A 13,696-nucleotide genomic window follows, 5' to 3' on the forward strand; every position below is an offset into this window, starting at 1 on the left:
AGGGCTTCCACGCTAACTCCTCAGGAGATCGGCGTCGTCCGCGCGCATCGTCTTCCTGATGCGGTAGAACGCGAGCACGATCGCGAGACCCACGGCGGCTTCCGCCGCCGCGATGGCGATGACGAAGAAAGTGAAGATCTGCCCGGCGTGATCCTGCGGGTGCACCCGGTTGTACGCGACGAGCGTGAGGTTCACGGCGTTGAGCATCAGCTCGATGCTCATCAGGAGGACCAGCAGGTTCCTGCGCAGCAGGAAGCCCACCGACCCGATCACGAACAGCACCGCCGCGACAACGAGGTAGTACTCGATGGGGACGGAGATCATGACTTCGGCTCCTTCGTCGACAGGGTGAAGTGGCCCGTGAGCGCGCCCGGCTGCGGGTCCGGCGTCGCCGCGTCGCGCACCGGGACCTGGTCGTTTCCGTCCGGCGAGGCGGCCCCGGCCGGCAGCAGCGTGGGGTCGACCTGCTTGCCGCGGGCGACGGCGACGGCGCCGATCACGGCGACGAGGAGCAGCGCGCCCGAGAGCTCGAACGGCACGATCCCCTTCGTGAAGAGCTCGTGCCCGAGCGCCTCGATCGTCCCGAGCGCCTCGGGGGCCTCCGGGACGACCCGCGCGCCGGGCTTCGCGGCGCTGGCGACGAGGGCGAGCGCGCCGATGCTGCTCGCCGCGAGGACGCCGGCGCCCACGTAGCGCGGCACCGCGGTGCGGGCGTCGCGCGGCGACGTCGCCGACGGGCCGAGGAGCATGATCACGAAGAGGAAGAGGATGACGACCGCGCCCGCGTACACGAGGATCTGGATCGCCGCGAGGAACTCCGCGGAGAGCATCAGGTAGAGCCCCGCGATGCCGACGATCGACGTGAGCAGGCCCATCGCGCCGCGGATCGGGTTCCGGGCCGCGACCGTGGCCAGGCCGCCGAGGAGGACGAGCAGCGACGCCAGCCCGAAGTAGGCGAATTCGAAGATTTTCACGGCGAGAGCACCCCTGTCGACGACCGGCCCTTGGTCTGAATGTACGCCTCGAACTCCTTGCGGAACTTGCGCAGGAACCCGAGCGCGGGCATCGCCGTGCCCTCGCCGAAGGCGCAGATGGTGTTGCCCATGATGTTGTCGGCGATCTCGTGCAGCCGATCGAGCTCCTCGATCGTCCCCTCGCCGTGCACGATGCGATCGAGGATCCGGTGGATCCACGCGCTGCCCTCGCGGCAGGGCGTGCACTGGCCGCACGACTCGTGGCGGTAGAAGCGCATCAGGTTGTGCATCGCGAGGACCGGGCACGCCTTGTCGCTGAGGACGATGGCGCAGCAGGTCCCGAGCATCGTCCCGAGCGTGCGGAACGTGTCCACGCCGAGCGGCACGTCGAGCACGCTCTGGCCGTGCCACGGGTGGAGCGGCGACTTCTCGTTCGGCGCGTTCACGACCTCGTCGGCGCGCAGGATGGGGCACGACGAGCCGCCCGGGATGACCCCGAGCAGCTTGCCGTGCTTCACGCCGCCGCCGAGGTCGTAGATGAGCTCGCGGAGGGTGAGGCCGACGCACGCCTCGAAGATGCCGGGGTTGTTCACGTGGCCGCTCACGCCGAAGAGCCGGCAGCCGCCGTCCTTCAGGTTGTGCAGCGCGGAGAGCTTCGAGAAGTTGTCGCCCCCGAGCTCGAGCGCCGTGGGGACCGCGGCGATCGTCTCCAGGTTGTTCACCGTGGTCGGCATCCCGAACGCGCCGAACTGGGCGGGGAACGGCGGCTTGAGCCGCGGCTCGCCGCGCTTGCCCTCGAGCGAGTTGAGGAGCGACGTCTCCTCGCCGCAGATGTACGCGCCGGCGCCCGTGTGGACGTAGACCTCGACCGGGTAGTCGATCCCGAACGGCCGCTTGCCGAGATAGCCCTTCGCGCGCGCCTCCTCGATGGCGCCCCAGAGCCGCGCCTTGGACAGGTGGAGCTCGTCGCGCACGTAGATGTACGCGGCGTGGGCGCCGATGCCGAAGCAGCCGATGATGCACCCCTCGACGACGGAGTGCGGGTTCTTCTCCATCAGCGTGCGGTCCTTGAAGGTGCCGGGCTCGCCCTCGTCGGCGTTGATGACGAGGTAGTGCGGCCGCTCGGGCTTCGGGGGCCACGGCATGAAGCTCCACTTCACGCCCATGGCGAAGCCGGCGCCGCCGCGGCCGCGGATGTTGGCCGCCTTCATCTCCTCGACGAGCGCCTCGCGCGTCATCCCGAGGGCGCGCTTCGCCTGCTGGTAGCCGCCGCCCCTCTCGTACACCGAGAGCTTGTGGCCGTCGGGCGTGTCGTAGTTCTTCGTCAGATAGCGCGTCAGCCGGAGCATCTCGTCACCTCGTCAACCGATCGAGGATCGCGTCCACCTTCTCGAGCGTGAGGCCCTCGTAGTAGTCGCGATCGACCTGCATCATCGGGGCCGTGCCGCACGAGGCGAGGCACTCTGCGGTGCGCAGCGTGACCCTCCCGTCCTGCGTGGTCTCGCCCGCGTGGATCCCGAGGCGCTTCTCGCAGTGGTGCAGCACGGCGTCCGCGCCGTTCAGCGCGCAGCTCAGCGTCCGGCAGACCCAGACCTGGTGCTTGCCCACGGGCTGCTTGTTGAAGAGGGTGTAGAAGGTCGCGACCCCCTGGACGTGCGCCGTGGGGAGGCCGAGCTGCTCGGCGACCCAGCGCAGCACCCGTTCGGAGACCCACCCCTCCTGGCTCTGGCAGAGGTGGAGCACCGGGATGCACGCGGCCTGGCGGTTCGGGTAGCGCGCGAGGATCTTCTCGAACTCGGTTTGCCGGTCGGGGCTCAGAGCAAATTTGTCGGTCATGTCGGCTGTTGGCACGGTCCGCTGGCTCCCTGGGCGCGCCGCGCTCGCGGCGTGCCCGCTTCGACATGCAGTCGGGACCCCCGTGGCGGGTCCCTTCCAACGAGGGTCGGCCCGGAGAACCCGGGCGCACCCTCGTGCGCCTCCGGAGTAGAGGCGCCTGCCGGAGGCGGACAGCCCCGCGCACCGGCGGCCGGGCATTCGGTTGTCCGTCGTACGGAGCCGTCCCGAGGCGCCGGCACGCTAGTGAGCGACGGTGGTCACTGTCAAGGCGCGCCGGGGGGAAACCTCCAGCGAACCACGGAAACCCTCTCGCTGCCCAGAAACCTGGGCGACGCCTCGCGCCGGCCGGCCCGCCCGGACCGCCGCCCGACGGCGGTCGCGACGCCGTCGCATCGCCGTCGCATCGGCGGAGAGCGCGCCCCGATGCGGAGAGCGCGCCCCGATCGTGAGCGGGAGCGCGCGGTGAGCGGAAACGCGCGCCGCTCGCCACGCGCCGCTCGCCACGCGCCGCTCGCCACGGAAGCAGCGCGCTCCCTCGCGGAGAGAACGCCCTGGGTTTTCTGGCGGAGAACGCGTAGCCTCGGGAGAAGCCCGCAGCGTTCTTCGTCTTTCACTTGAGAACCGGAACGCGCTTCAACTACCCTTCGCGCCTATTACGACGCGCGCAGGGCGCGGGCATCGGTAGCAGCGAACCCCCCTCCGGAGGTGGTGCGTGTTCTGTCCGAATTGTGGGACGCAAAACTCGGAAACGGCGTCCACGTGCACGAAGTGCGGCTTCAACCTCAAGGGGGCGGCCGCGCCGAAGTTCAAGGGCACCATGCTGATGAGCCAGCCGTCGTCGGGGGCAGGCGCGGCGAGCCCGCGCGCTCCGGGGGCGCCTCCGCCGCCGGCGCCTCCGGCCGGCGCGCCGCCGGGCATGCCCGCCGGCATCCCGAGCACGCCGCAGGGGCTTGCCGGCACGGTGGTCGGCGTCCCGCCGGCCGGGCTCGGCGCGTCTGCCGGACCTCCCCCTGCGCCGCCTCCGCCCGGGATGGGCTACGGATCGCCCCCCGCGGGACAGCAGCCCTCTGGCCCGGCCTTCGGCGGCGCGGCTGCGAGCCCGTCGGGCGGGTATTCGCCGTACGGCCAGCCGCCCAACCAGGGCGTGAACCCGCTCGGCGGCACGATGGCGATCGACCAGCTGCCCGGGTACACCCCGGGCGCGCCGCAGCCGCCTGGCGGCGCTGGCGGCACGCCGGCCGGCGCGTTCCCGCCGCCCGGCGGCAGCTACGGTCAGCCTCCGCAGCCGGGCGGCAGCCCGTTCGGCGCGCCTCCGGGCCAGGACCCGATGGGCGGCGCCCCTCCCGGTTACGGCCAGCCGCCCGGTTACGGCCAGCCTCCCGGCTATGGCCAGCCGCCGGGCGGCGGTTACGGCCAGCCGCCCGGTTACGGCCAGCCTCCGCAGCACAGCGCCAGCGGGTACGGTCCGCCTCCGGGCCAGGATCCGATGGCCGGCGGCGGCTACGGCGCCCCTCCGGGCGGCGGCTACGGCGCCCCTCCCGGCGGCGGCTACGGCGGCGCTCCGGCGGGCGGCTACGGCAGCCCTCCTGGCGGCGGCTACGGCAGCCCGCCGGGCGCGGGCAGCTACGGCTCTCCGGCGGGCGGGGCCTACGGGAGCCCCCAGGGCGTGAGCGATCCGGGCGGTTACGGCGGGTCGTCGCCGGCCGGCGGTCAGCTCTCGGCGCCTGGTCAGTTCGGCCAGCAGCCCAGCAACCTGGGCGTGTATGCCGGCAGCGGGTCGATGACCCCGGGCGCGCGGGGCGAGACGCGCAACCCCGTCACGGTGTGCGTGATCGGGATGGTCTGCTTCGTGTACGCGATCTGGCAGCTCTGGGCGATGCTGAACGAGCTGCAGCAGGCGACCAAGGATCCCGAGTTCAAGCCCTGGTACGTCTTCATCCCGCTGCTCAACTACTACTTCCTCTGGGTGAAGGTGCCGGAGCAGGTGACCAAGGCCAAGCAGATGGCCGGCTCGCGCAACCCGCAGGCCGAGGGCATCGTGCTCTACATCTTCCTCCCGCTCTACGCCCTGGCGAAGGACCTCAACGAGGTCTGGGATCCGAACGCCGCCTAGCTCGCGCTATCCTCCCACCGTTGTCGCTGTCCGGCCCGACCGAAGCCCGCCCGCGCGCTCCATCGGCCTCGTCCGCCTGGAGCGCCGCGCATCCGCGCGGCCGCGCGGCGCGCCTCGGCGCGATCGCGGCGTTGCTCGGGCTCCTGGTCGCGTGCGGCGTCCCGCTGTGTCCGTTCGCGATCGTCACCCGCCACCCGTGCCCTGGCTGCGGGCTCACGCGCGCGACCCTCGCCCTCGCGCACGGCCACGTGTCCGAGGCGCTGCGGCTGCACCCGCTCTCCCCGATCATGGCGCCGCTCGTGCTCGCCGCGCTCGCGTACAACGCCGCGGTCTACGTGAAGGACGGCCGCATCGCCGCGACCGAGTCGGTGCAGGGCGCGTGGGTCACGCGCCTCGGCGTCGCGCTGGCGATCCTGATGGTCGCCGTCTGGGTCGCCCGCTTCCTCGGCGCCTTCGGCGGCCCCGTGCCGGTCTAGCTCCGCCGCCCGACGTCCGGCCAGGGATCCGGAGAGAGAGTTCAACGCCAAGGCGCAAAGACGCAAAGACGCAAAAAAGATTTGTAGTTTTGCGCCTTTGCGCCTTGGCGTTTATTTCTCTGTCGCTCGCGAGGCAGATCCCTCGCGGGAGCTCTGACGCGCGGAACCAGCCCTCGCCCAGCCGTCACCGACCCTCACGGCCGCAGGCCCTCGTCGGGGGTGCGCGTCGCGCTCGGTCAACACCCCCGGGCGCGCTGCCCCTCCCCGCGGCGCCGCGACACCGGCCGCGCCGCGCGCACGGAGTGGGCCCCCCGCCTCGGCCACCCGCGCTGCGACCGCGCGAGCGACGCGCCCGCCGGCACCCCCACGCGCAGCAGCACCTCGTACGCGCGCTCCAGATCGCTCCCGATCACGTCGAGCTGCTCGTCCGTGAGCCCCCGCTTCGCCTTCGGGAAGAGGATGCCCTCCTCCTCGTCGGCGTGGTGGGCGAAAACGTCCCGCAGCAGCCGGAGCCGCGCCTCGAAGCGCACATCGGTCACCCGCGTGCGCAGCAGGTTGTCCGCCGCGAAGCGCGCGAGGCCGTGCTTCTCGTACGCGTCGTGGAGCGGCTTCCGGTCGCCGGCCATCCGCTCGGCACACACCGGATAGAGGTACGTCTCCTCGATGCGTACGTGCGCGTCGATCATCCGGGAGAGCTGCGCGACCATCGATGTCCTGAGGCCCGGGCTGGGCTCGGCGGCGATGCGCGCCATCAGGGCGCTGAGTTCGAGATGCTGCTGCTCCAAGAGATCGAGTGCGTCCATGGGGTTCCCCTCGCGTGAAGCTCACCGCGCCGCGTCGCCGCCCTTGAGCAGCGCGTGCACAGCCCGGATCCCGGTGCTGCGTGGCGCGGTGCAGGCGGCCCCGTCGTGGCAAGGAGCGGGCCGGCGCTGGAAGGGACCGCGGGCGCGCCGCGCGCGGGGGCTACGCCCGGACCGCGGCCAGCGCGTCGCGCATCGCCGACGCGCCGGCGAAGCGGTGGTCGGGGTGCTTGGACAGGGCGCGGGCGAGCACCTCGTCGAGCACGCGCGGGACATCCCGGCGCTCCCGCCGGAGGGGCACGGGCGCGGAGCGCACGATCGCGACGAGCACGTCGAGATCGCCCCGGCCGCGGAAGGGGAGCTTGCCCGAGAGGGCGTAGTAGACGAGCAGCGCGGCGGCGAACAGGTCGCTCCGCTCGGTGATGGCGCGGCTGCGCATCGCCTGCTCCGGCGACATGAACAGCAGGGTGCCCACGAGCGACCCGGGGCTGTCGGGCGTCACCCCGTCGCCCTTGTCGACCCCGGGCTCGTGCGCGAAGCCGAGGTCGATGAGCTTGACCGTCGGCGCTCCGTCTCCCGGCGCCCCGGCGCCCGGCGCCGCGGGGACGAGCAGGATGTTGCCCGGCTGGAGGTCGCGGTGGACCACCTTCGCCGCGTGCATGGCCGCGAGGCCGGCGAGGATCTGGTCCGCGACGGCCAGCGCGCGATCGAGCGGCAGGGGGCCGTTCCGGCGCACCTCCTCGCTCAGGGTGATGCCGTCGAAGAGCGGCATCAGGAAGAACGGGCGCCCGTCCTCGAGGCGCCCCTCGCCGAGCACAGGGCAGACGTTCGGGTGGTCGATGCGGCGGGCGAGCTGGACCTCGCGGGCGAACCGGCCCTCGATGCCCGAGTCCCCCGCGTGCACGCGCCGGAGCACCTTGAGCGCGACCCGCTCCCCCGTCGCGACGCGGCGGGCCGCGTAGACCGCGCCCATCCCCCCCTCGGCGATGAGCCGCTCGATGTGCAGTCCGTGCTCTGTACGGCCGACGAGCGGGTCGACCGCCGCGGTCCCACCTGCCGGGAGCCCCGCCGCCGCCCCGCCGCGCACCGCGGAGGGAGCGCTCGCCGCCGCCCCCCGGTCGCGCCCCGCGTGGCGGACGATCCCGGAACGAGGAGGCAGCCGTCGCTCCGCGGCGGGACCAAGGCCCTCCCCGCCGGGTTCGGGGAGCGCCTCAGCGAAGGCGGACCTGTCCCGGGCTGGACCGAAGGAACGACGGAGCGGGGAACCAGGAGCCACGTGAAGAACCTCGTCAGAAATTACCTGACGAGTGTCCATGGACCAGGCCCTCCGAGCAAGGGGATTGGGCACCGAAACGACCAACCCCTGGATTTGGCCCCACCGTCTTATGTCCCGTATCTACTAAGTTTTTGCCCGGACACAGCCGACCGCCCGAGGCGTTTTCGACCTGTCGGGAAAATCCCGAAAGAATTTGTGTCCCGATCGCCGTTACGCTCGGCGCGTACTCATCATGACATGTAGGGGCGACAACGAATGGCGAAGCGTCTTGATCTCATCCTCGTGATCGACGTCGAATCGACCTGCTGGGAGGGCAGCCCGCCGGAGGGCGAGGAGAACGAGATCATCGAGATCGGCGTGTGCACGCTGGAGGTCGCGTCGGGCCGGCGGCGCGACCGGCGCTCGATCCTGGTGCGCCCCGAGCGCTCGCGCGTGAGCCCGTTCTGCACGGCGCTGACGACGCTGACGCAGGCCGACGTCGACGCGGGCGTGTCGTTCAAGGAGGCGTGCGCGACCCTGCGGGGCGAGCTCAAGGCGCAGGATCGCCTCTGGGCGAGCTACGGCGACTACGACCGGCGCATGTTCGAGCGGCAGTGCGAGGCGCGGGGCGTGCCCTACCCGTTCGGCCCGAGCCACCTCAACGTGAAGAGCCTGTTCGCGGTGACGCACGCCCTGTCGCGCGAGATCGGGATGGCCGAGGCCCTGGAGCGCGCGGGCCTGCCGCTCGCGGGCACGCACCACCGCGGCGGCGACGACGCGTTCAACATCGCGGGCCTGCTCGCGCACGTGCTCCTGGCCGCGCGGCGGTGAGGCCGGGCGCGCCGCGCGCTCAGCCGACCGGCGCGGCCTCGGGCACGTCGGGCTGCGCCCCCGCGGCGCCCCGCGCCGGCGGCGCGCCGGCGGGATCGGGGCCCGGCGGCGCCGGCGCGCCGTCGCCCTCGGCGATCGCGCCGGCCGCTGCGGGCGGCACGGCCGCCGCGGCGAGGAGGTACGCGAGGCCCGCGCCGAGCAGCAGGGCGCTGTAGCCGAGGCTCATCGCGCACAGGGCGCCGAGGGGCATCGCGATCGCGCCGGCGAGGGCGCCGAGCGACCAGCACCAGGGGAGCAGCGCCGGCGCGATCGCGGCGACGAGCTTGACCCCGAGCGGCGCGAGCGAGCCGGCGAGCAGGCCGAACGGCACGAGGAGCGCGACGGCGAGGAGCGCGCGCGGGAAGGCCGCGAGCCCGAGGCTCCACCGCGCGAGCGGGACGAGCCCCGCCGCGGCGAGCGCCGCGGCCACGACGAGCGCCTCGGCGACGCGCGCGGAGGTCCACGTCGCGGCGTCCGGCGCCACGCGGGCGGTGAGCAGGCCGCCCACGCCGGCCGAGACGAGGAGGATCACGAGGACGACGGGGAGCTCGTACGCGGGCAGGTCGAGCAGGAGGAGCCCGTGCCGGAAGACGGCGAGCTCGACGAGCGCGAAGCCCGCGCCGATCGCGGCGAAGAAGAAGAGCGCGCGGGCGGGCCGCGGCCGGGGCGCGGCGTCGGGCGCCGCGGCGCCGCGGCGGAGGCGGCCGGCGCGCGCGGTCAGCGCGGGGAGCAGCGCGGCGAGCGCGAACAGGCCCGCGCCCGCGGCGAGCAGCGCGGCGAGCGCGAACAGGCCCGCCTGCTCGGCGCGCAGGGCCCCGAGGTCGCCGAGCACGGCGGGGAGGCGGCGCGCCGGGACGGCGTACGAGAAGAACGGCCGGTCGTCGGTGGGCGGCGTCAGGTCGACCGCCGCGTCGGGCGCGCGGCCGCCCCCGGAGGCGACGATGAGCGCGCGGATGGGCGTCTGCGGCCGGTCGGGGGCGAACGCCTCCGAGAACTTGTGCCGGCGGCAGTGGCGGCGCAGCGCCTCGACGTCCTCGCGCGCGAGCGGGGTGCGCCGCGCGAGGAGCGCGGTCCGCTGCGCGGCGCTGCACGCGAAGAGGTGGTCCTTGGGCTCGGCCGCGCCCGCGCGGCGCAGCGCCGCGGTCGCGAGCGAGAGCAGGCGATCGAAATCGACGTCGGCGCGGCTCAGGACCAGCGTGCCCTCGGGCAGGAGGCGCGAGAGGAAGTCCCCGACGCCCTCGACCGTGTGGAGCCGGCTCTCGGACAGCGCGAGCGCGCCGGTCGACGACGCCTCGGCGGTCTCGGGCGACGGGATCACGATGTTCCGGAAGAGCAGCGGCGTGCGCCGGGCGAAGCTCCGCCCGTCGCCCACGACGAGGTGGACCTCGGGCTTGTCGAACAGGTTGCCGCTGAACGCGGCGTACCGGCCGCGCATCACCTCGAGGACGCCGCGGTCGCCCTCGACGGCGTAGACGTCCTTCAGCCCGGCCTTGAGCGCGGCGCGCACGTCGCGCCCGCCCCCGGCGCCGACGACGAGCGCCGGCCCCTGGTCCTTGTGGAGCGCGTAGGCCATGTCCTCGGGCTGGGCCGGGGGCGGCGTCTTCGCGTCGACGATCGGGCTCTGCGCGGCGCTGCCGATCCGCATCATCGCCGCGCCGGCCCTCGGCTTGTCGACGGTGATCAGCGAGCGCGCGCTCCAGGCCTCGTGCTCGGTGCGGTCGGCCGCGCCCCGGCGGAGGCCGGCGAGCCGGAGCCACGGGGCGCCGAGATCGCCGGCGAGGAGCACGAAGCCGCCGAGCACGAACGTGGCGACGAGGCCGCCGGGCGCCCGCTGCTCGCCGCCCTGCCCGCGCGCCGCGAGGTAGAAGAAGACGCCCGCCACCGCGAAGAAGATCGCCGCCGCGAGCGCGGCGCGCGGCGCGCCGGCGCGGAGCGCGGCGGCGGCCGCGAGCCCGCCGAGGGCGCCGCCGACGAGGTCGAGCAGGTAGAGGCGGGGCATCTCGGACGCGACGTGCCGGATCGCGGCGGCGAGCGCGAGGCCGGCGAGCGCGAACGGGACGGTGGCCGCGGCGTAGAGCAGCGCGAGCCACGGGAGCGCGCCGGGCGCCGGCCCGCGCTGCGAGAGCAGGACGACCGCCGCGAGCGTGGCGCCCGACGCGAGCGACGACAGGGTCGCCATGCGGGCGAAGAGCGCGGGCGGGCGGACGAGCGACGGGGCGAGGGTGAGCGCCGCGCCGCCCGCGCCCGCGCCGAGGAGCGGCAGCGCGAGCGCGACGAACGCGTGGGGCTCGCCGAACAGCGCCGCGCAGATCCGCGTGAGCGAGATCTCGAGCAGGACGGTGGCGCACGCGAGGGCCGCGACGCCGCTGAAGAGGCCGCTCCGCTGGGAGACCCGCATGGGCCCGCTCCTACCACAGCGGGAAGCGGCCTTTCACCTCTCTCGACCGAGCGGGGCGAGCGGCCACGGCGCGAGCAGGGGCACCGGTCCGCTCGGCCGGAACCCGGGCGCGCCGGGGGGGCTCGCCGCCACGTCCCCCGCCCGATCGCCCTGCGCGCCGCGCGGCGGGGGCTCGCCCGGGCGCGGATCGGCCGCGCCGCTCTGTTTTCCCAGGCGCGGATCGGCCGCGCCGCTCTGCCTGCCCGGGCGCTGCTCCGCCGCGCCGCTCTGTTTTCCCAGGCGCTGCTCCGACGCGCCGTTCTGCCTGCCCGGGCGCTGCTCCGACGCGCCGCTCTGCCTGCCCGGGCGCTGCTCCGCAGCGCCGCTCTGTCTGCCCAGGCGCGGCTCCGCCGCGCCGCTCTGCCTAATTGCGCGCGCGCACTCGTCCACCGTGAGGCGGCGCGGCCCGTACGCGGACGAGTTGGCCGCGTCGGCGTCCATCAGGCGGGTCGGGGTGTCGACCCCGAAATCGTCGGGGTGCCCCGGCTCGTCGAGCAGCACGTGGCCGAGCTCGTGCGACAGCGCGAACGAGGCGCGGTCGGCGCGCAGGCCGGCGCGGTCCTCGATGATCGTGTTCCGGATCGCCCCGCCGTCGGCGAAGATGAACGACTCGCCGATGCGCCCGCCGCCGGCGAAGCTCGGGACCATCACGACGTCGATGGTCGCGGGGTCGCCGTCGTCGAACGCCTTGATCAGCGCGCGCTCCTCGACGGTGCCGGCGATGGCGTCCGTGTCGCTGAAGTGCTGCAGGCCGTCCTCGAGCTCCACGGCGCCGATGCACGCCGTGAGCGTCGGGTCGGTGCTCAGCGCGCCCGACGCCGGCGGCTCGATCGCCGCGGGCGCGCCGCCCGGGCGCCGCACGAGCACGTCGGTGGTCCCGAACGCGCCCGCGCCGATGGCCGGGTTGTCCGACAGGCGCACCGAGAAGCCCGCGGCGCCGATCGCCGCGGCGACGGCGCGGGCCGCGGCGTCGGGGCGCATGCGGGGCCGGATCGACGCGGTCACCTCGTGGCCGTCGACGCGCACCCGGATCGCGCCGCCGCTCGCCGGCAGGCCGTGGTCGCAGCCGATCGCGAGCAGGTGCGGGCGCGGCGGGTCGACGAAGCTGATGTCGAGCTCCTCCGGCGGGCCGAAGCTCACGCCGCACGCGCCCCAGAGGGCGTTCGCGCGCTCGACCTCCGCGCGCGCGATCGCGAGCGCGCCCGAGTCGTCCCCGCCCATCGGCGGCGGCCCGCCCGCGCGCGGCCGCACCATGAGGATGCGCAGGCGCGCGCGCGTGCGCCCGAGGGGCCCGAGCGGCGAGGAGCGCGGGCCGGCGATGCGGATCATCTGGAGCTTCGGCCCGTCGGGCAGGGCGACCACGAGCGCGCCGCCGACCTCGCCCTTCACGGAACGATCGGCGATCATCGGGTGGTTGCGGTCGATGTCGTCGGCCACGATCCGGAGGGGGCGCGTCGAGCCGCACACGAGGCCCGCCGGGACGTCCGGGGGGCACGCGACGTGGCCGAGCGGCACGCTGGGCAGGCGATCGATCGCCCGGCCGGACGGCGCCGCGGAGTGGACGTCGACGGTGAGCGGCAGGTCGTCGGCCGCGCCGATGACGAGCAGGCGGATCGCGTCGGGATCGTCGAGGTTCCCGAACGGATCGTCGCCGAGCCGGTCCGGGGGCGTGCGCTGGAGCGAGGCGTGGGAGCGCGCCATGTCGATGCGCGTCCCGGCGCCGTCGATGGCGCGGACCTCGAACGCGCTGATCGGCAGCGTCCTGCCGAAGAGGGCGATCTCGCTCCGGCCCGCCCGGACCGCCTGGAGCTCGACGCGGCGGGCGCCCGCGGGGATCGCGCTCCCCGGCTGGACGGGGCTGCCGTCGACGAGCAGCCGCAGGCCGTCCGGGATCGCCGCGGGCGCCTGGCTCGCGCCGCGCGGCGCGCGCAGCGCGAGGAGCTCCGGGGAGGACGGCACGCGGGCCTGCTCGCCGTCGGGCACGCCGTCGGCGTCGTCGTCGTCCCGATCGACCACGACCAGCGCGGGCCCGCCCTGCGCGGCGGAGCTGGCCGGGCCGAGGAGCGCGCCGAGGAAGACCGAGAGTGCCGGAAGCCGGCCGTTCATGGATCGCATCGCCCTGCCCGCTCGCCCTCCTCGACCCAGTCTATCGCGCCTTGGGCGGGGCGCAGCTCGCGCCCGCGCGCCGTCGGGAGCCCTCCGATGGCGGTGCGTCCGGCCCTGCGCCACGTGTCGCGCCATGGCCAGCGTCAGCGCCGTCATTTTCGGTGTCGACGGCACGGTCCTCGACGCCGTCGATCTGCATGCGGCCGCCTGGCAGCGGGCCTTCGCGCGGTTCGGCCGCGAGGTCGCGCGGGAGAAGCTCAGGCGCCACGTCGGCGAGGGCGCGGACCGGCTCTTGCCGGTGTTCCTTTCGCCCGAGGAGATCGGCTGGATCGGCGCGGGGCTCGCGTCGCTCCACGACGAGATCTACGCGCGCGAGCTCCTCCCCGGGGCGCGCGTCTTCCCGGGGGTGCGCGAGCTCTTCGAGCGCGTCGCGCGCGACGGGCGCCGGATCGTCGCCGCCGCGTCGATGGCGCGCGGCGCGCTCGACGCGAGCCTCGAGCGCGCCGGGGTGGGCGACCTTGTCTCGTGGGCGGTGTCGGCGGACGACGCGGGGAGGTCGAAGCCGCATCCGGACGTCCTCGAGGCGGCGCTCGACCGGCTGGGCAGCGTCGATCCGCGCGAGGTGGTGCTGGTCGGCGACACGCCGTCCGGCGCCGAGGCCGCGGCCAAGCTCGGCATCCTGGCGGTGGGGCTGCGCTGCGGAGGCTTCCCCGAGATGGAGCTCGTCGAGGCGGGGTGCGCGGCGCTCTACCGCGATCCGGAGGACCTCCTCGCGCGGTACGACGCGTCGCCGCTCGCGCCGCAGCGGGAGCGGCTCGCGGGGTAGTCG

At 74.6% G+C, this 13,696-nt stretch carries 12 protein-coding genes; 4 read left to right on the forward strand and 8 right to left on the reverse strand.

All coding sequences use genetic code 11. The features are described 5' to 3' along the window. Positions 1-12 precede the first annotated feature (12 nt). From nuoK to nuoE, 4 genes are read right to left on the reverse strand one after another with little or no spacing between them, the layout of a single operon-like run. Positions 13-324: an NADH-quinone oxidoreductase subunit NuoK gene (gene nuoK / locus WMF26_RS25505; RefSeq protein WP_061622757.1), complete on the reverse strand. Its 312-nt coding sequence runs from the start codon at positions 322-324 to the stop codon at positions 13-15. Then, the gene (locus tag WMF26_RS25510; protein ID WP_061622758.1) at positions 321-974 is read right to left on the reverse strand and encodes an NADH-quinone oxidoreductase subunit J family protein; all 654 of its coding nucleotides are present in this window, start codon (positions 972-974) and stop codon (positions 321-323) included. Before WMF26_RS25510 ends, nuoK begins: the two co-directional genes overlap by 4 nt. Further along, positions 971-2,323: an NADH-quinone oxidoreductase subunit NuoF gene (gene nuoF / locus WMF26_RS25515; RefSeq protein ID WP_437994804.1), complete on the reverse strand. Its 1,353-nt coding sequence runs from the start codon at positions 2,321-2,323 to the stop codon at positions 971-973. The genes WMF26_RS25510 and nuoF overlap by 4 nt, the downstream gene beginning before the upstream one ends. 4 nt (positions 2,324-2,327) lie before the next feature. Further along, on the reverse strand, positions 2,328-2,810 hold the full coding sequence (gene nuoE, locus WMF26_RS25520; protein ID WP_061622760.1) for an NADH-quinone oxidoreductase subunit NuoE: 483 nt from the start codon (positions 2,808-2,810) through the stop codon (positions 2,328-2,330). Positions 2,811-3,522: 712 nt separating this feature from the next. Between nuoE and WMF26_RS25525 the strand changes: the two genes are divergently transcribed. Then, positions 3,523-4,923: a zinc ribbon domain-containing protein gene (locus WMF26_RS25525; protein WP_437948818.1), complete on the forward strand. Its 1,401-nt coding sequence runs from the start codon at positions 3,523-3,525 to the stop codon at positions 4,921-4,923. Positions 4,924-4,943: 20 nt separating this feature from the next. Beyond that, a complete protein-coding gene (locus tag WMF26_RS25530; protein ID WP_437994805.1) occupies positions 4,944-5,399 on the forward strand; it encodes a DUF2752 domain-containing protein in 456 nt (151 codons plus the stop codon). A 236-nt stretch (positions 5,400-5,635) separates the two neighbouring features. Here WMF26_RS25530 and WMF26_RS25535 read toward each other — a convergent pair whose 3' ends face one another. Both WMF26_RS25535 and WMF26_RS25540 read right to left on the reverse strand, forming a co-directional pair. After that, positions 5,636-6,202, reverse strand: a complete 567-nt coding sequence (locus WMF26_RS25535; protein WP_061622763.1) for a hemerythrin domain-containing protein — start codon at positions 6,200-6,202, stop codon at positions 5,636-5,638. 160 nt (positions 6,203-6,362) lie between these two features. Next, positions 6,363-7,286, reverse strand: coding sequence for a serine/threonine-protein kinase (locus WMF26_RS25540; protein WP_437994806.1), 924 nt, complete (start codon positions 7,284-7,286; stop codon positions 6,363-6,365). 444 nt (positions 7,287-7,730) lie between these two features. Between WMF26_RS25540 and WMF26_RS25545 the strand changes: the two genes are divergently transcribed. After that, positions 7,731-8,285 carry a 3'-5' exonuclease gene (locus WMF26_RS25545; RefSeq protein WP_061622765.1) on the forward strand — a complete coding sequence of 185 codons (555 nt, stop codon included), beginning with the start codon at positions 7,731-7,733 and terminating at the stop codon, positions 8,283-8,285. 19 nt (positions 8,286-8,304) lie between these two features. On the opposite strand, the gene WMF26_RS25550 is transcribed toward WMF26_RS25545, so the two are convergent. Next, positions 8,305-10,722 (reverse strand): hypothetical protein, encoded by a 2,418-nt coding sequence (locus WMF26_RS25550; RefSeq protein WP_437994807.1) that lies wholly within the window; start codon positions 10,720-10,722, stop codon positions 8,305-8,307. Between the two features lie 33 nt (positions 10,723-10,755). After that, positions 10,756-12,867: a hypothetical protein gene (locus WMF26_RS25555; protein WP_437994808.1), complete on the reverse strand. Its 2,112-nt coding sequence runs from the start codon at positions 12,865-12,867 to the stop codon at positions 10,756-10,758. A gap of 133 nt (positions 12,868-13,000) precedes the next feature. Here WMF26_RS25555 and WMF26_RS25560 point away from each other — a divergent pair, with 133 nt between their 5' ends. Beyond that, complete coding sequence (locus tag WMF26_RS25560) at positions 13,001-13,693, forward strand: HAD family hydrolase (RefSeq protein ID WP_437994809.1); 693 nt, start codon at positions 13,001-13,003, stop codon at positions 13,691-13,693. The last annotated feature ends 3 nt before the right edge of the window (positions 13,694-13,696 follow it).

The organism is Sorangium sp. So ce185, from assembly GCF_051526825.1.
GTDB lineage: Bacteria > Myxococcota_A > Polyangia > Polyangiales > Polyangiaceae > Sorangium > Sorangium cellulosum_D.